Source organism: Leptospira biflexa serovar Patoc strain 'Patoc 1 (Paris)', from assembly GCF_000017685.1.
Lineage (GTDB): Bacteria > Spirochaetota > Leptospiria > Leptospirales > Leptospiraceae > Leptospira_A > Leptospira_A biflexa.
This window is the reverse complement of sequence record NC_010602.1, coordinates 1,866,069-1,882,030: the sequence shown is the minus strand read 5'-3', so window position 1 is coordinate 1,882,030 and position 15,962 is coordinate 1,866,069. Positions and strand designations below refer to the sequence as shown.

Annotated in this window: 15 protein-coding genes; 7 read left to right on the top strand and 8 right to left on the bottom strand. The window is 40.2% G+C overall.

Going from position 1 to position 15,962, the window contains the following annotated elements; translation table 11 throughout:
* Positions 1-16: 16 nt before the first annotated feature.
* Positions 17-2,119: a (Fe-S)-binding protein gene (locus LEPBI_RS08905; RefSeq protein WP_012388786.1), complete on the bottom strand. Its 2,103-nt coding sequence runs from the start codon at positions 2,117-2,119 to the stop codon at positions 17-19.
* 122 nt (positions 2,120-2,241) lie between these two features.
* Between LEPBI_RS08905 and mqnC the strand changes: the two genes are divergently transcribed.
* Positions 2,242-3,345 (top strand): cyclic dehypoxanthinyl futalosine synthase, encoded by a 1,104-nt coding sequence (mqnC, locus tag LEPBI_RS08900; protein ID WP_012388785.1) that lies wholly within the window; start codon positions 2,242-2,244, stop codon positions 3,343-3,345.
* Between the two features lie 246 nt (positions 3,346-3,591).
* On the opposite strand, the gene LEPBI_RS08895 is transcribed toward mqnC, so the two are convergent.
* The 3 genes from LEPBI_RS08895 to LEPBI_RS08885 are packed head-to-tail and all read right to left on the bottom strand — an operon-like array spanning position 3,592 to position 6,337.
* Complete coding sequence (locus LEPBI_RS08895; protein ID WP_012388784.1) at positions 3,592-4,785, bottom strand: GGDEF domain-containing protein; 1,194 nt, start codon at positions 4,783-4,785, stop codon at positions 3,592-3,594.
* A 57-nt stretch (positions 4,786-4,842) separates the two neighbouring features.
* On the bottom strand, positions 4,843-5,658 hold the full coding sequence (locus LEPBI_RS08890) for a GerMN domain-containing protein (RefSeq protein ID WP_012388783.1): 816 nt from the start codon (positions 5,656-5,658) through the stop codon (positions 4,843-4,845).
* A gap of 34 nt (positions 5,659-5,692) precedes the next feature.
* Complete coding sequence (locus LEPBI_RS08885) at positions 5,693-6,337, bottom strand: HAD family hydrolase (RefSeq protein WP_226992738.1); 645 nt, start codon at positions 6,335-6,337, stop codon at positions 5,693-5,695.
* 82 nt (positions 6,338-6,419) lie between these two features.
* Here LEPBI_RS08885 and LEPBI_RS08880 point away from each other — a divergent pair, with 82 nt between their 5' ends.
* From LEPBI_RS08880 to LEPBI_RS08870, 3 genes are read left to right on the top strand one after another with little or no spacing between them, the layout of a single operon-like run.
* The gene (locus LEPBI_RS08880) at positions 6,420-7,628 is read left to right on the top strand and encodes a KamA family radical SAM protein (RefSeq protein ID WP_012388781.1); all 1,209 of its coding nucleotides are present in this window, start codon (positions 6,420-6,422) and stop codon (positions 7,626-7,628) included.
* The gene (locus tag LEPBI_RS08875) at positions 7,625-8,614 is read left to right on the top strand and encodes a D-alanine--D-alanine ligase family protein (protein WP_012388780.1); all 990 of its coding nucleotides are present in this window, start codon (positions 7,625-7,627) and stop codon (positions 8,612-8,614) included. The genes LEPBI_RS08880 and LEPBI_RS08875 overlap by 4 nt, the downstream gene beginning before the upstream one ends.
* Positions 8,611-9,306, top strand: a complete 696-nt coding sequence (locus LEPBI_RS08870; RefSeq protein ID WP_012388779.1) for an iron-containing redox enzyme family protein — start codon at positions 8,611-8,613, stop codon at positions 9,304-9,306. Before LEPBI_RS08875 ends, LEPBI_RS08870 begins: the two co-directional genes overlap by 4 nt.
* On the opposite strand, the gene LEPBI_RS08865 is transcribed toward LEPBI_RS08870, so the two are convergent.
* Genes LEPBI_RS08865 through bfr form a run of 4 tightly spaced genes read right to left on the bottom strand, consistent with a single transcriptional unit; the run spans position 9,278 to position 12,391 of the window.
* Positions 9,278-9,634: a DCC1-like thiol-disulfide oxidoreductase family protein gene (locus tag LEPBI_RS08865; protein ID WP_012388778.1), complete on the bottom strand. Its 357-nt coding sequence runs from the start codon at positions 9,632-9,634 to the stop codon at positions 9,278-9,280. The two genes, LEPBI_RS08870 and LEPBI_RS08865, sit on opposite strands and share 29 nt — an antisense overlap.
* Entirely contained in the window at positions 9,631-10,788 is a 1,158-nt protein-coding gene (locus LEPBI_RS08860) for an acetylglutamate kinase (RefSeq protein ID WP_012388777.1), read from the bottom strand. The genes LEPBI_RS08865 and LEPBI_RS08860 overlap by 4 nt, the downstream gene beginning before the upstream one ends.
* Positions 10,785-11,888, bottom strand: a complete 1,104-nt coding sequence (locus LEPBI_RS08855) for a THUMP domain-containing class I SAM-dependent RNA methyltransferase (RefSeq protein ID WP_420804599.1) — start codon at positions 11,886-11,888, stop codon at positions 10,785-10,787. The genes LEPBI_RS08860 and LEPBI_RS08855 overlap by 4 nt, the downstream gene beginning before the upstream one ends.
* Positions 11,889-11,914: 26 nt before the next feature.
* A complete protein-coding gene (gene bfr, locus LEPBI_RS08850) occupies positions 11,915-12,391 on the bottom strand; it encodes a bacterioferritin (RefSeq protein ID WP_012388775.1) in 477 nt (158 codons plus the stop codon).
* 78 nt (positions 12,392-12,469) lie between these two features.
* Between bfr and LEPBI_RS08845 the strand changes: the two genes are divergently transcribed.
* From LEPBI_RS08845 to LEPBI_RS08835, 3 genes are read left to right on the top strand one after another with little or no spacing between them, the layout of a single operon-like run.
* Positions 12,470-13,570 (top strand): thiolase family protein, encoded by a 1,101-nt coding sequence (locus LEPBI_RS08845; RefSeq protein ID WP_012388774.1) that lies wholly within the window; start codon positions 12,470-12,472, stop codon positions 13,568-13,570.
* Positions 13,570-14,631 (top strand): lipopolysaccharide heptosyltransferase II, encoded by a 1,062-nt coding sequence (waaF, locus tag LEPBI_RS08840; RefSeq protein WP_012388773.1) that lies wholly within the window; start codon positions 13,570-13,572, stop codon positions 14,629-14,631. Before LEPBI_RS08845 ends, waaF begins: the two co-directional genes overlap by 1 nt.
* Positions 14,628-15,947 (top strand): aminopeptidase P N-terminal domain-containing protein, encoded by a 1,320-nt coding sequence (locus tag LEPBI_RS08835; RefSeq protein WP_012388772.1) that lies wholly within the window; start codon positions 14,628-14,630, stop codon positions 15,945-15,947. The genes waaF and LEPBI_RS08835 overlap by 4 nt, the downstream gene beginning before the upstream one ends.
* Positions 15,948-15,962 lie beyond the last annotated feature (15 nt).

The following is a 15,962-nucleotide window of genomic DNA, read 5'->3' as shown; positions in this document are numbered from 1 at the left end:
TTCCCCTATGATCTTGTTAGTCGATATTTTCGGCTACAAGTTCTGCAATGTCTTTTACTTTGACAGAGTCAATTTTTTCCGCAGCTTTGACTCCGTCTGTGATCATTGTGATACAGAATGGGCAGGCTGTAGCAATGGTTGTGGCACCTGTATCGAGGAGTTGTCCTGTACGTTTGCTATTCACACGCATACTTTCTGGGTTGGACTCATCTACATGTTCTTCCATCCAGTACTGCGCACCACCTGCACCACAACAAAGTCCTTTGGAGTGATGGTCGACTGCTTCTTCTATTTTACCACCAGATACCTTTTTCACAACATCACGAGGGTTGTCGTAATTGTTGTTATAACGACCGATGTAACAAGAGTCGTGATACGTATACTTTCCAGTTTTGGCATCATCGGCCACTTTTACATCGATTTTTCCATCTTTGGATAGTTGGTTGATGTATTCCGAGTGGTGGATGACTTCGAAGTTCCCACCAAATTGTGGATATTCGTTTTTGATCGTGTTGTAACAATGTGGACAAGCGGTTACGATCTTTTTGATTCCGTAACCGTTGATTGTGTCTACGTTTGTTTGTGCTAATGTTTGGTATAGGTATTCGTTACCACCACGGCGAGCCGAGTCTCCCGAACATCCTTCTTCAGTTCCAAGGATACCAAAGTTCACATCTGCTTTTTGCATGATTTTGACAAAGTCACGAGAGATCTTTTTATTTCTTTCATCAAAAGCACCAGCACAACCTACCCAATAGAGAACATCTACGTTTTTGTCTTCTGCTTCTGAGAGTACTTTTACGTTTAAGCCATCTGCCCAGTCTGCTCTTGTGTGTGCACCAACTCCCCATGGGTTAGAATTGTTTTCCATGTTGGTGAAGGCTTTTTGGAGTTCTGGACTCATTTTGGATTCAGCAAGGACTAAGTGACGGCGCATCTCAATGATGGCGTTTACTTGGTTGTTTCCAACAGGGCATGCTTCAACGCACGCATAACAAGTGGTACATCCCCAAAGTGCTTCTTCGCTAAGGCCTTCATGAGAGTTGATGACACCTGTGTCAAGAGCCGCAACTGCTTCTGCCGCTTCTTCTGGAGTTTTGCCAGCACGAGCGGAAGCAACCTCAGGCATTTTCTCTAACATTTGGTGTTTGAGTTCGACAATGATAGCTTTTGGATTTAATACTTTACCCGTTCTGTTGGCAGGGCACTCCACTTGGCAACGTCCGCATTCAATGCAAGACATTCCATCGAGTAGGTTTGGCCAAGGGAAATCTTCCACACGGTTGGATCCCCAAACTGCATTTTCATCATCCAAATTGAGTTTCGATAACTGTCCTTTGGGAGTGTCAGTGGCAAGGAAGTAGTTAAATGGAGCAAAGATCAAGTGAGCATGTTTGGATGTAGGAACATACAACATAAAAGAGAAAACAGTGATGATATGGCCCCACCACATGATTTGGAAAACGATATCCGCAGAAGAGTTTGCTACTCCGATTGATTCCCAAAGACTTCCGATGGCACCATCGATGAAACCTGCATGTGTGTAGTAAGTTGCCGCAACAGTCTTAGCACCATTCCCAAGTAAGGTGGTCACCATAAGCGTTGCAATCATACTGATCACAATGGCAGAAGCAGGTGAGTGAACGTCCAAACCTTTTGCTTTTTGGATCCAACGTCTCCAAGCAAAAAAACCGAGACCAGTTAAAACTAAAATGGATACATAGTTAACAGTTTGTTCATAGAGATGGTTTGCAGTTTCCCCAAATAAAAAATTGGGTAGTGCAAATTGATAAGGGTCTTCCATGGCATAACCGAAGACACCCGCGATCATTTGGCTTGTTGTATGGATCGTATAGACGATAAATCCATAAAAAACAAAGGCGTGCATGATCCCGCGTACAGGTTCACGGAAGTTCTTTTTTTGTAAGATTACGTTTATCAAAAAACTTTTTAAACGGAATCCGATGTTCAGGTTCTTTTTTGCATCTTCGTTAAAAAATGCAGGACGACCGTTGAAGATCAATCCGAGCCTGTAAAGGATAGCGCGGACAAACACTACGTTTGCCACGACGAAAAAAGCTGTGAATAATAGGTGAAAGAGAATTCTTCCGATATCCATTTATATTTATGCCCTTAAGGTGTTTGGTATTTCCTAGGATTTCTATAGAAAAATGAATGTCCAGGAAAATTCGGTTTTTACAGGGATATGTCAGAAGATTTCCTGTCCAAGTAGGTAGAGATATGAATTTAGCCTCCTTTTCCCTGAACCCGAATGATCCAGTCGATTCCGTCCTTTTGAAGGCTACGGAAGGCAAACGCATCTCACCAAAAGAGGGACTCCTTCTCTACAAAGAAGGAGACTTTCTGAAAATCCAAATGGTGGCACGTTTCCTCCGAGAGAAGATACGTCCTCATTCCGAGGCAAGTTACACCATGTTTCGGGTGGTGAACTATACCAATTATTGTAATGTTGAATGTAGTTTTTGTTCCTTCATGGATGAAATTGGGAATGGGAAGGGATATGTCCTCTCCAAAGAAGACATCCTGCAAAAGATGGACTATGCCATGGAAGAAGGGGCCGACCAAATGTTCTTACAGGGAGGGGTGTATCCAGAGCTTCCTTTTGATTATTATTTGGACGTGATTCGCACCGTAAAAGCCAAATACCCTAAAATGCATATCCGAGCCTTTTCCCCGGTAGAGGTAATCAACCTGGAGACCATTACAGGAAAACCACTCCGTGAAGTTTTAGAAATTTTAAAAGAAGCAGGACTTGATTCAGTCCCGGGTGCCGGGGCAGAAATCCTCACAGAAAGGATGCGCCAAATCATCTCTCCGAAGAAAGCAACGGTGGCGGAGTGGGTTCGAGCCATGGAAACCTGCCACGAAGTGGGACTCAAAGGCTCTGCCAATATCGTATTTGGATCGGAAGAAACAGAAGAGGAAGTGATGGAACACTTGCAGGTGGTGCGAGATTTACAAGATCGTACCGGTGGGTTTTTGTCTTTTATCCCTTGGACCTTCCAACCCCAAACCAAACGGTTCAAAGTGAGGCCTGTTCCGACACATGAGTATTTGAAGGTGCTTGGGATCTGCCGAATTTTCCTCGATAATATCCAACACATTGAAACTTCTGTGATGGTGCTAGGGAAAGGGGTTGGACAACTGGCACTCTATTCAGGAGCCGATGATATATCTTCTGTTGTGATTGAAGAAAATGTCCTCCGTTCATTTGGACTGAAAACGGAGAAGGAAGCGAGAAAATTCCTTAAGGAAGGTGGGTTTCGACCCGTCCGCCGTGATCTCAATTATGAAGAAGTGCCAACGAATTTGGAGCTGGTATAAACTAACTGATCGATCGGTTGTGATGACAGAGTCGTAAAAGGATTCTGAAATCTGGTCGCATTCGATTCTCTTCGAGTCGGCAGCGAAACAAACAAAACATTTCTAAGATTCGCTAGTTTTAAAAAAAAAGATGGGGGAGTTCTCCCCATCTCGTAAGTTTTACACCTTATCCGTAATGGACATAAACTGAGAATCAGTCTCATTTACTGGTATGATTTTGAATCCACATTCCGTCGATCTTTTTTTTTACATTTCCAGTAAAGTGATTCGGTTTCTGCCTTCGTTTTTGGATGTGTAGAGGGCTGTGTCGATTTTATGGTAGAGTTCATCAAAACTAGGATCGTCTTCTGGATGGAAAAGGGTTCCTCCGATAGAGACAGTGAGAGTGAGAGATTCATTCGGAGCATTATAGATCGGGATTTTTAATTCTTCCATCTTTCCCCGAATGGATTCGGTTAAGGTGTGAAGTCCTTCCTTGTCAATGGGAGAGACGAGCAAACAAAACTCATCCCCACCAATCCTTGCCGCAATGTCTGTGATCCTTGTCCTTGACTTTAAGGTTTTGGCAAAGGCTTGGATGGCAAGGTCCCCTTGTTTGTGACCATAACGATCGTTAATCGTTTTTAATTTGTCCAAATCCAAAATGACAAGTCCGATCACAAATCCTTCTCGGTGTGATCTTTTTTTGTACAAATCAAATTGTTCTAGAAGATGCCTTCTGTTAAAGAGTTCCGTCATGGAATCCACTCGGGACAAGTCTTCAATCTTTTGGTTGATACGAAGTAGTTTACCCACTGTTATATGAAGTTTGTCTTTCACACGGTATTCTTCAAAACGCCAGTAGTTGATAAGAAAATTGGCAACGATTCCAAAGGCTAATAAAAAGGAAACGATAAGAACATCTTGGTAAAAGAAATACCGATCAAATCCTTGGATCCGAGAGTAATTTAAATGTAATGGGATAAAAACAGAAATATAAAGCAAGGAAAGGATACATATTCGGATGGGTTCTAACCAAAGTAAGATGGAGGCTCCCGCGATGACAATGGCAGAACCAAATAAATAATAGGCATGGTTTGGATTATCAAATACCATCATGGGAATATACAAAGTCACAAGTCCTATGAGAACTAAACTTGTGATATGTAAGATATATTTTTCATAACGTTTGATCCGCCGTTTGGCTAAGAGATAAACGGCAAAACAAATGGCAAGAGAGGAAATTCTAAAAAAGGCGATCCAAAAACTGGCTGCTTTTGTACGAACGAGTGAATCAACAAACAAAAGCGAAATGATAGATGTCACAGCCGTCATCACACTAAAGATTTGAAGTGAAGAGGCAATGTCGTCCAAACTAGTTGTAATGAACTCCGGGTGATAAGGGCGTAAAAATAATTTCCGCAAAACAAATTCGTATCGTTTGAAGGTATACCTACGCATGGTGAAAACCAGACTTTAGGATACAATTTGTGGATTCTCTGTAAACCATTTAGTGGATTAGAATAAAATCACTTTTCGTTGGGATTTGGCAAGGACATCAGGTAAAGACAAACCATCACTGCCAAGGCTTCGGATTCTTTCCCCATTTGTATATAGTACAACTCCTTGGATTCCAAAATGGCCCACATAAGTGAAGGTGATTTGGTCCAAGCGGTCTTTTAGGATTTCCATACTCCCACCATAATTGAAGTCCTCGGAAACGGAGAGGTGGAGGATTCCATTTTCCAAACGATAATTGGGATCAATTCGGATCTTTTTAGTCAGGGCAGATAAAACTCCCTTCGTTTTTTCCTCACCGTTTGGGCCTTTTGTCAATTCTTGGAATAGGAAAACGATGGGGTCCCCACCTGGGAATTCCCGTGTGAGTTTGACAAGTTGCGACTGGCTATTTTTGCCCGTACCGTAAAATTTTAAAAAGTAAACAGGAAGGTAACCTGGTTCTGCTTGGATTCGTTTTCCGGCTCCTGGGAACCTGTCTTCTGGTAAGGTGATCTCTGGAATGGTATCATCAACGATTTTGTTTGGTTTGGATTTGCTCGAAGTTGAAGGATAAGTATGATTGAACACTTCTTCTTCCCAATTCAATTCATCTTCAAAATTTTCACTTTGGAAAGGGTCTGTAGGTTCGGCGAATTTTGGTTTTTCGGTCAATTTCCCAATGTTTTTGAAACCTTGTTTTGGAAAAAAATTTCCCGTGGTTTTTAGATCAAACCCCATAGATTTTTCAATTAAGACGAGTACAAAAAAGATCCCGCCAAGGAAATAGCGTAAGGATTTCCATTTGTCTTCTTGGATTTGGGGAAGTACCGCCACACTATCAATGTCGGAGTAGGTTCGAATTTAGAATTTAAAAAATTTCTTTGAGAGTTGTTAAATCTTCAAATTTCCAATCAAAGTCTGGGATTTCTCCAGGGACTCCGTGGCCATAGGTGCAAAATCCGAACGGACAACCATTTTGCCTTGCTGCCTCCCAATCACTATGACGATCACCGATCATGGCGATGGAACTGGGCTCAAGATTGTACTTGCGAATATACTCAGCCAAGATTTCCCCCTTGGTATGGATGGTCTCTTGGTTGATGACCACAATGGGTTCAAAGTATTGTAATACCCCAGCAGTATCGAGGACAGTTTCGATGTATGGTTTTCTACCATTGGAGGCACAGGTGATGGTATAACCTTTTTCTTTGAGGTAGTGGATGGTCGATCCCACCCCAGCATAAAAATCACCACCGCCGCTACGAATGGAATCACAAAGGAGATCTAAAACTCTGCCAGAGATGGAGTCACGTTCTGGCTCTGGTAACGAGGGGAGAAGGTTTGCAAAGATGGTCCGAACTGGTTTTCCAATTTCATTGATAATCTGATCATGTGTTGGCAAAGACGTAATTTTTCCTGTTTTTTTTGCAAACTCTTCGATTGCCTGCACATACGTCTTAAAGATTATGGATTCTGAGGAAAATAAGGTCCCATCGACATCGAAGGCGACCATTCGGATTTCCCCCAAGCGGTTTTCTTGCATTACCACCAGAAAAGAATTTGGTGGTCTGTTGGCAAGTAAGGAATAAAATCTTATGCTCGTGCAAAACAGTTTATCAGAAGTTCTTCGGGCCAGAGAAGAATTGTTTTCTAGGACAAATTGGAACGACCCCACCTCACAACTTCAAAACCGTGTGAAGGGAGAAGATCTCGCGCGTTATTTTGTCTTGTCTGATTCAGAACGTGTGGGGATCCAAAACACAATCCGACTCCTTGTCTCGACAACCCCATATTATTTATCTTTGTCAGATCCAAGTGACCCGAATTGCCCGATTCGTAGGATGATTGTTCCAACAAAGGAAGAAGCCATTTTTTCTTTGGAGGAAAGTGCAGATCCTTTGGAAGAAGAAAGGTTAAGCCCTGTTCGTGGGCTCACTCATATGTATCCGAATCGAGTCCTTTTATTTTCGAATCACTCGTGCAGTGTGTATTGCCGTCATTGTATGCGCGGAAGGAAGGTTTCATCGAATGAAGAAAGGATGGAAAAATCGGATTTGGAATCTGCCTTTGACTATATCAGAAATCATCCTGAGATAGAAGATGTTGTCGTGAGTGGGGGTGATCCTTTGAACCTTGCGGATCTTCGGATTGAATGGATTTTAAAAGAACTCAACCAAATCCCCCATGTAAAAATTTGCCGATTGGGAACACGAAATCCTGTCACACTTCCGTTTCGCATAACAGATGCCATTTGTCAAATCATCGAAAAATACAATGATGACAATTTATCCATTTTTTGTAACACTCAATTCAATCATCCAAAAGAATGCACAAAGGAAACAAAAGAAGCGATCCTTAAGTTATTAAAGGTGGGAGTTTCTGTTGGGAACCAAGCGGTTTTACTCAAAGGAATTAATGATGATGAAGAAACCATGTTAACACTTCATAAGAAGTTATTAGAAATGCGTGTGAGGGCCTATTACTTATATGACCCAGAACTCATTCCTGGTTCTCGAGGTTTTCGTACACCTCTGGCACGTGGCATAGAAATCGTAGAATACATGCGAGGGAAAATTGGTGGGATGGGGATTCCTCAGTTTGTGAACGATTTACCTGGTGGGGGTGGTAAAATCACAATTGGTGCCAACTGGTATTTAGGTTTCTATCCAAAAACGAGACAACATGTTTTCCGATCTGCTGTGACAAAAAAGATCCATTTCTCTTTTGAACCAATTGGTTCAAACAAGGAATCTTATTATCCAAAAATCTCAGATGAAGAATGGGAGAAATGGAAACCAAGATGAAAACTGTTCTCATCGCTTGTGATATCTACGACAAACAACATCCAAAACTTTCCCAAGAATGGGAATCGGAAGAAACCATCCTTCACATGGAAAAAACGATTCAATCATTAGGTTATGATGTTGTGGTTTTAAACCATCCAACAGAAATCACCTCCGCACTCGCTGGGATTCCTAAATCCAATCGAAAGAATTGGATCGTATGGAATTTCATTGAAGGGTATTTATCACCATCAAGAGAAGCGTATATTCCTGCGTTATGCGAATATTTAGGGATTCCACATACAGGAAGTCATGCGGCCGTCCAAACATTGACATTAGACAAATACAAAACCAAATTGTATTTAGCTTCGTTTGGAATTCCAACACTAGTCTCACAATTGATTGATTCGGAATCGGAATTACCAAGGATTTCGTATCCTCTTTTTGTCAAACCCAATGGAGAAGGTTCCAGTTTAGGGATTACGGATGCGAATGTGATCCATTCGAAAGACGATTGGGATACACAAGTTCCAAAACTATTAGAGACATTTTCACCTTTACTTGTTGAGCCTTACCTTTCGGGAGAAGAAGTGACTGTTGGTATTATGGGGAACCAAGGAAACTACCAAGTATTACCGATTGCCTATGTCAAAACTCCTAGCGGAGTTTATCATGAAGGGATCAAATCAAAATCTGAATTTTTAGAATCCCTAGATTTTGACTTACCAAATCATTTATGTAGTCAGATAGAATCGATCTCCTTACAAATTGCAGAACGATTAGGCTCTTCCGGGTATCTGCGAATCGATTTTAAATTAGAAAATGAGAAACCCTTTTTTTTAGAAGCCAATGCGACTCCTGGTTTCTCTCATATTTACTCCACCTTGCCTTTGTTATGGGAAAGATCAGGAAGGTCTTATTCTGAACTTCTTCAATATTCATTGGAACTAGGATTTGAAGAATTTTTTACACAGAAACGGTTCCAATATGGAAAGGACCAATTATGAACAACTTCATTCAAACTTTAAAAAATGACGTAGAAACCCATCCCGTTTTGCAATCAAAATGGTTAAAAGAAAGAAAACTAAAGTTTAGTTTTGACGATTTGTTACTTTGGTTAAGCCAGGAATATTTTGTCTCTATTGGTTTTGTCGATTGGTTTCTACTTGTGGCGGCAAAAACAAGGGACCAAAACGCAAAAATTATCCTTGTTGAGAACATTTGGGAAGAGTTAGGCGAAGGTAAAATAGAGGAGACTCACGTTTCCATTCTTACTGAATTTTTGAAATCTTTACACTTTGATTTTTTCGCTCACAAAATGTTACCAGAAACTAAGACCTATTTGGAGAAGATGCAAGCAGTGATCGACTTAGGATTCTTTTACGGTTTAGGTGCTTTGGGCCCTGCCAATGAATATTTGTTAAAACTGGAATATTCACAAATTGCAGATGCGTATCAAAAATTAAAATGGGAGATGGGTTTACCGGAAGGTAAGTTTTTCCAAGTCAATTTAGATGCAGACGAAGGGCATAGCAAACGTATGTTTGATCTGATCGCAAACGTTTGTCATACGGAAGAATCCAAACACCAGGTGGCGGAAGGGAATCGATTGGCATTGGAGGCAAGGAAAGATTTTTATTCTGGATTATCCAATTTGGACAAAAAAGAATTTAACCAATCCAATACCTTGTCCGTTTGAGAATCGAAAGTACCATCATTCCTAAAAAGGGAACGAGAGGTAAATATAGGATCCAAACAATATACCGGTATCGTTTTACATTCCAAAGGAGAACTCTGAGTCCAAAAAATCCGGGATAACGATTTCCATTTTGAATGATTTGTACCTCACCACGACACCTTTCTGTTGTCAGTTGGATATGGATCTTTTTTAAATTTTCCTCAGGGATTGTATGATAAGAGAGGATTTGAATTGGATTTATCGATTTTGATTCAATCGCTTTTGCAAGATTCGTACAAAAGGAACAATTTCCGTCATAAATTAAAATGATTGGACTCTGATCTTTCACGGGAGTTTGGATTCAAAATCTTCTGGTTGGGATTGTAAAAGTTCGATGATTTTTGGGATCAGCGTGCGGTCCACACCAAGCCAATAATAATACCAGTTTTCATCTTTTTCAATCCCTTGGGCGATGGACATATACCATTTGTTGATGGTGTTATCAGGTTTACTCCTCCAAAAAAGAGGATTACAGTTTTCTAAGATTTGATCCCAAATATCGCGACCCACTCCCGCGCCCCTTGCCACTCCATTCACAGCAAATTTGGAGAGGAGGTAACCAAATTCAGTTTTTTGCATCCAGGCGCAGGCTCGATACGATTCTTCCAAAAATAAAACATCAAATTGCGTTTGGAAAAAATTAGGTTTCAATTTTTTACCAAAGGATTCTCCAATCAATTGGAAGAGACGCTCCATATTGACCCCATCCATTGATTCATATTTATGGATCTTGTTTTTTCTTTTAACAAGTGTTCCACTTCCTTTGACCGTAAATAGTTCTGTTAACAATGTAAACGGGGAAGTGAGTACAATACTAAATTTTGGATCTTCGATTTTGGAAAGTAGTCCTTCCGACAAATGCACAAATTCTTTTTGTGTTTCCGTAATGGAGAATCCAGCTGGGAGTTGGAATGTGTTTTCCAATTGTAAGATTGATTTTACTTTTCCAGAGTTTGGATCTTTCAACGGCCCATCAATGGATACATAGATGATTTTTGCCGAATTTAAAATAGAACGGCACCGATCGAGAACTGCTTCCAGTTTTTCAGTTTCATCATTCCATAAAAGTATGGGAATTTTTTTCTTTTGAATAGAATCTCGAACCGCTTCCTTCAATGGTTTTTCTCGTGCGATGATCTCATAAGAAAAACCAAGGGACTTATCATCGGTCGCGTTCGTTGCCATTTGTTCTAATGGGAAAAATACCTTCAGGTATTGGAAACTATCCTCTTCCAAAACTACGAAGGGAAATAAATCCAATTGGTAAAGGAGCTTTAAATCGGAAAATAAAGCCTCAGAACTTTCAAAGATGGTTTCTGAATCTGCATAAAGAATGGCAAATGATTCCGGTGAAAGGGATTGGAATTCTTTTAAGAATAAAAGTCCATCCCTTGGGTCTCTTGTGATTTCAAAAACTCGACTTAGAATGTCCTTTGATTTCATTTCCCCCCTCGTAATTCATAATCGACTATTTTTGCCTTTAGATTTGCATGTTTGAGGCTGATATGTTTGTTTTCTTTTAAGCCAAATTTTCCGAATAATGAAAAATCAGCACATAAGACGGTAAACTTCCAACCACCAAATTCATTTTTTAAAACCCGACCAAACTGAAAGTACATCTCTCGTAAGTCTTCCATCGGTTTTCCAATCCGATCCCCATAGGGAGGATTGGTCACCAAATGGCCTTTTGAGCCAAATGCATTTTTTAATGCCAAACAATCTCCCACTTCAAATTTGATAAAGTCTTCCACACCGGCTTCATACGCATTTTCTTTTGCGATGCGAATGGCTTCTGGATCAATGTCAAATCCGAATAAATGTGGTGTGGTGGGGTTTTCTTTTTTCCTTTCTGAAAAAACATAAGTAGGGAATAAAATTTGAAAGATAGGTGATTCTGCAAACAAGAATCGATTGATTTCGCCATACAGCCGTTCCCTGAGAGCAGCTTCAATGAGAATTGTGCCTGACCCACACATGGGATCAAGCAAAGTATCTCCTTCTTTCCATTCGGATAATTCTAACATCGCTTGAGCGATTGGTTCCCGAACGGGAGCATTCCCAGCATGCAAACGATACCCACGTCTACCTACCGGATCACCCGATAACGAAAGTTCGATGCTGAACCTGTCCGTATGTGACCTAACAACAATGGTTACATCCGCCATTCGTTTTTGAATTTCCGGTAATGCTACTTTTTGACTTCGTAATCTGTCGAGGATGGCATCCTTCATTCGATGCATCGAAAATTCAGAGTTTTTCAGTTTGTCTTTTGTTTCTGCATCGATGCTAAAACTGACACCTGGACCAATGTATTTTTCCCATGGTAGTTCGATTGCTTTGGAATAAAATTCATCATAGTTTTGGGCATTCTCGTGTAACAACTGCAGGTTCACACGAGAGGCAAATTTAGTATGAATGGCAAATTGGATGACATCTTCTTTTTTTCCAGAAAAGAAAACACCACCTCGATTCGAATTATTTATCTTGAGATGGAAGGAAAGGATTTCTTGTTCCAAAAGCGGAGAAAGACCCTCTCCGCAGATGGCATGGTAGGTGGGGTGAGTAGGTTTTATTCCGAATCTCCTAATTTTTGAGCCAAGTAGTTTGGCAATCCAATGGCTTCGATGATTGAGTTTTGTGTTTCAATCCAATCGATGTGTTCTTCTTCCGAAACAAGGATTTTTTCTAAAAGTTCACGGGTTCCGTTGTCTTTTGCAGAAACGCAGATGTCAATGCCTCGGTTCAGACGTTCGACAGCACTGTATTCCAATTGTAAGTCATGTTTTAACATTTCTGGAACAGATTGGCCTACATTGATTTTCATGTATTTTTGTAAGTCAGGGATTCCGTCAAAATACAATATGCGTTCCATGATCTCATCCGCATGTTTCATTTCTTCGATGGATTCTTTTCGAAGGTATTCTGCGAGTTCCAAATACCCCCAATTTTTACAAAGTTTTGCATGAATAAAATACTGATTGATGGCTGTGAGTTCTGCTGAGAGAACTTCTGCTAATATGTCGATTACTTCTTTATTTCCCTTCATATGGGTGACCTCTTTTTATCGGTTCAATTGGAAAGATAATTGGTTTTCATGGAATAGGCAAGCGGAAACTATATTCGAATGAAGAAAGTTTACATTCACAATCCATCACTCAGTGTATTCGGTAAACATAAAGGTTCTCAATTAGATTTGTCTTATGCCACCGCAAAACAATCTGTACATGAGTTTCAATCTCACAAAATTCAGTTCATTATTTATGCAAGTTTTTCACCTGATTCTTATAACAAGGAATACCATCTCTCTGCAAAAATAGCAGCAAGGCTCGGTCTCAAAGATGTTTATTCCATTCGGATGGAAACGGCTTCGTCTTCTGGGGCTTCAGCCTTTCAATTGGGAGTGAATTTAATTCTCAGTGGTCGTTATGATCATGGTCTCGTGATTGCAACAGAACTCATGTCACAATTGAATCGTGAGGAAAGTAATTTGTTGTTAGGCTCAGTCCTCTCTGACTCTCAAAAAAAATTGGGAATGTCAATGGCACAAGGTGGAGCCATGATTACCAATCGTTACCTTCATGAGTATGGATATTCGAAAGAGGACTTATTTGCGATTGCGAAAAAACTCCACGACAATGGCCTACAAAATCCAAAAGCCCATATCAAAAAAAATCTAACCATTGAGGAATACGAAAACCAACCAAAAATCGCGAGTCCCTTGGGTCTCTATGATATATCTCCACTTTCGGATGGTTCTGCGGCTCTCATTCTTTCAAAGGATCCAAGTTCCATTCTGGTGCGTGGGATGGGATCTGGCACGGCTCCCTTTCTTTCCTCGGCTGAGCCCAGTTTTTTAGCCAATCGCATTGCCTTTTCCAAAGCATATGAAGGAGCAGGGGTGGACCCAAACGACATTCATTTTGCGGAATTACACGATGCCTTCACTCCTTTTGAGCTCGTAGGGGCTGAGGATGCTGGTTTTTTCAAACGAGGGGAGGCCCTGTTCCAAGTTAAAGCTGGTCTCACCCATCCCAAGGGGAAACTTCCTATCAACGCCTCTGGTGGGCTTAAATCGAGGGGTCATCCAGTCGGTGCTTCCGGTCTTGCACAGATTGTAGAACTTTGCCGCTTCTTTTCTGAATGGCCCGAAAAGCGGTTGGCAGTAGCACAAAGTATAGGTGGACTAGCTACAAACAACTTTGTGTCGATATTAGAAAGAGTCTGATGCCTGAAAAAATACTGATCATCCAAACCGCTTTTTTAGGAGATTTGATCCTATCGACCTCCTTTTTCCATGCTGTGAAAATGGAACACAAGGAAAGCGAAATCCATGTCTTAGTCAATTTGGGTACGGAGTCGGTCCTAGACCAAAATCCTGACATAACTAAAGTTTGGTGTTTGGATAAAAAAAGGATCAAAAAGAATCCCTTTTTTTTCCTAAAATTTGTTAAAAAATTAAGATCAGAAAGATTTGATAAGGTTTACTCTCCTCATTTTTCCTATCGATCGAGCCTCATTTCCTTTTTTACAAAGGCACCCATTCGCATTGGTTATAAGGAATCGGGATTTTCTTTTTTGCACACGAAGGTAATCCAAAGACCCAAACAAGGTCCTCATGAAGTGGAAAAATTATTTTCTCTCTTATTTGAACCTTATGATTTTCCAACGGGAAGGGAAAGGCAACCTTACTTGTATCCAGGTACCGAGGAAGAATCGAGTTTTGCTCTCAAAAAATCAAAACTCATAAAAAATGACTCGGGTTATATCCTCATTGCCCCGTCATCCTTGTGGGAAACAAAACGGTTGCCTGAAGAAAAATTTGTCAGTGTCATCACTCAAATCTTGCGAAAACGAAATGAAACTGTGATCCTCATCGGAAGTAAGGCAGATATAGAGATTCAGAATCATATTTTCCGTTTGATGAAAACAGAGCCACTTGAATTAAAAGAAAGGGAAAGGTTGTTATCACTTGTTGGCCAAACGAGTTTAAAAGAACTTATGGTTTGGATCCAAAATGCGACTGCCATTCTTTCGAATGATTCGAGTCCCATTCACTTTGCATCTGCCTTTAATACACCTACAGTGATGATTTATGGCGCCACAATACCGGCGTTTGGTTATGGAAGTTTGTCTGACAAACACCGTATTATGGAAGTGAATGGATTAAACTGCAGACCATGTGGCATTCACGGAGGTAGGGTTTGCCCAGAAGGGCATTTTCGGTGTATGTTGGATCAAAATCCAGTACGTATTTTTGAAGCACTCGAGGAAGTGATTAAGACATGAAACTACCGGTTATGAAATCGAATGAATTCGATGCAGGACTATTTCAAAAACGAATTCGGAAAGTCCAAAAAAAGCTAAAAAAGGGCGAAATATTAATCTTATTTGCAGCAACTCACAAAATTAGAAATCGAGACGTTGAATATAAATTCAGACAAAATTCCGATTTTTATTACCTAACAGGGGTTAGAGAAGAGGATTCAATTTTTGTTTTAACTTCTGATGCAGTTGGGATGTTCTGTTTGCCCAAAGACAAAGAAAGGGAAATTTGGACAGGGATTCGTTTAGGCAAAGATAAAATCAAATCCATGTTAGATTTGGATTTTACATATGATTTGAACGATTGGGACAAACAAAAATCAGCAATTCTCATTGGGAATCATACCTTATATTATTTTTTTGGAGAAAATCCCGACAGGGATCGTGAACTATTACAGGAATGTAAAAATCTTTCGGAAAGAGCAAGGGAAGGGAAATTTGGACCACATCGTATCGAACACCCTTATTTTTTACACGAAGAACGACTCATCAAATCCAAAGAAGAAATCCAAATTCTAAAAAATGCTGCCGAGATTACAAAATTTGGACATATGCGTATCATGCGAGAAAGTAAACCCGGGTTGTATGAATATGAATTGGAAGCTTTACTTGAACAAGAATACCTAAAATATGGATCGATTGGTGGTGGGTATGGTCATATTGTAGCATCCGGTAAAAACGCATGTATCTTACATTATGTTAATAACGATGATCGTTTGTTAGATGGTGATTTGGTATTAGTGGATTCTGGTGCGGAATGGAATTATTACACGGCGGACGTAACCCGTGTTTTTCCTGTTGGGAAAAAGTTTTCAGACGCGCAAAAGACAATTTATGAAGTTGTATTGTATGCTCAAAAGAATGCGATTCGTCAATCCGTAACTGGAATTCCATTCAATGAAGTACATGAAAAAACGGTTCGTTTCCTTGCAGATTGTTTACGTGAGATGGGTTTTTTAAAAGGGAATCTCGATGAAATTTTAGAAAAAGAAACCTACAAAAAGTTTTATATGCATCGAACTGGGCATTATTTAGGAATGGATGTCCATGATGTTGGTAGGTATTTTATAGATGGAAAGTCAAGACCCTTAAAGGATGGGCAAGTGGTCACAGTTGAACCTGGATTGTATTTTGATCCAAGTGATGATTCAATACCAAAAGAATTTCGGGGCATAGGAATTCGTATTGAAGATGATATCCTCATCAATGGAAAAGAACCAATCAATTTAACAGAATCGATTCCAAAAGAAGTTTCTGAAATTGAAGCTTTGAAATCGTAGTAGATTCAATCGTTC

Excerpts from the sequence above, each read along its gene's own strand:
- LEPBI_RS08905 (WP_012388786.1), bottom strand. The coding sequence starts at position 2,119 with ATGGATATCGGAAGAATTCTCTTTCACCTATTATTCACAGCTTTTTTC.
- mqnC (WP_012388785.1), top strand. The coding sequence starts at position 2,242 with ATGAATTTAGCCTCCTTTTCCCTGAACCCGAATGATCCAGTCGATTCC.
- LEPBI_RS08895 (WP_012388784.1), bottom strand. The coding sequence starts at position 4,785 with ATGCGTAGGTATACCTTCAAACGATACGAATTTGTTTTGCGGAAATTA.
- LEPBI_RS08885 (WP_226992738.1), bottom strand. The coding sequence starts at position 6,337 with ATGGTCGCCTTCGATGTCGATGGGACCTTATTTTCCTCAGAATCCATA.
- LEPBI_RS08880 (WP_012388781.1), top strand. The coding sequence starts at position 6,420 with ATGCTCGTGCAAAACAGTTTATCAGAAGTTCTTCGGGCCAGAGAAGAA.
- LEPBI_RS08875 (WP_012388780.1), top strand. The coding sequence starts at position 7,625 with ATGAAAACTGTTCTCATCGCTTGTGATATCTACGACAAACAACATCCA.
- LEPBI_RS08870 (WP_012388779.1), top strand. The coding sequence starts at position 8,611 with ATGAACAACTTCATTCAAACTTTAAAAAATGACGTAGAAACCCATCCC.
- LEPBI_RS08860 (WP_012388777.1), bottom strand. The coding sequence starts at position 10,788 with ATGAAATCAAAGGACATTCTAAGTCGAGTTTTTGAAATCACAAGAGAC.
- bfr (WP_012388775.1), bottom strand. The coding sequence starts at position 12,391 with ATGAAGGGAAATAAAGAAGTAATCGACATATTAGCAGAAGTTCTCTCA.
- LEPBI_RS08845 (WP_012388774.1), top strand. The coding sequence starts at position 12,470 with ATGAAGAAAGTTTACATTCACAATCCATCACTCAGTGTATTCGGTAAA.
- waaF (WP_012388773.1), top strand. The coding sequence starts at position 13,570 with ATGCCTGAAAAAATACTGATCATCCAAACCGCTTTTTTAGGAGATTTG.
- LEPBI_RS08835 (WP_012388772.1), top strand. The coding sequence starts at position 14,628 with ATGAAACTACCGGTTATGAAATCGAATGAATTCGATGCAGGACTATTT.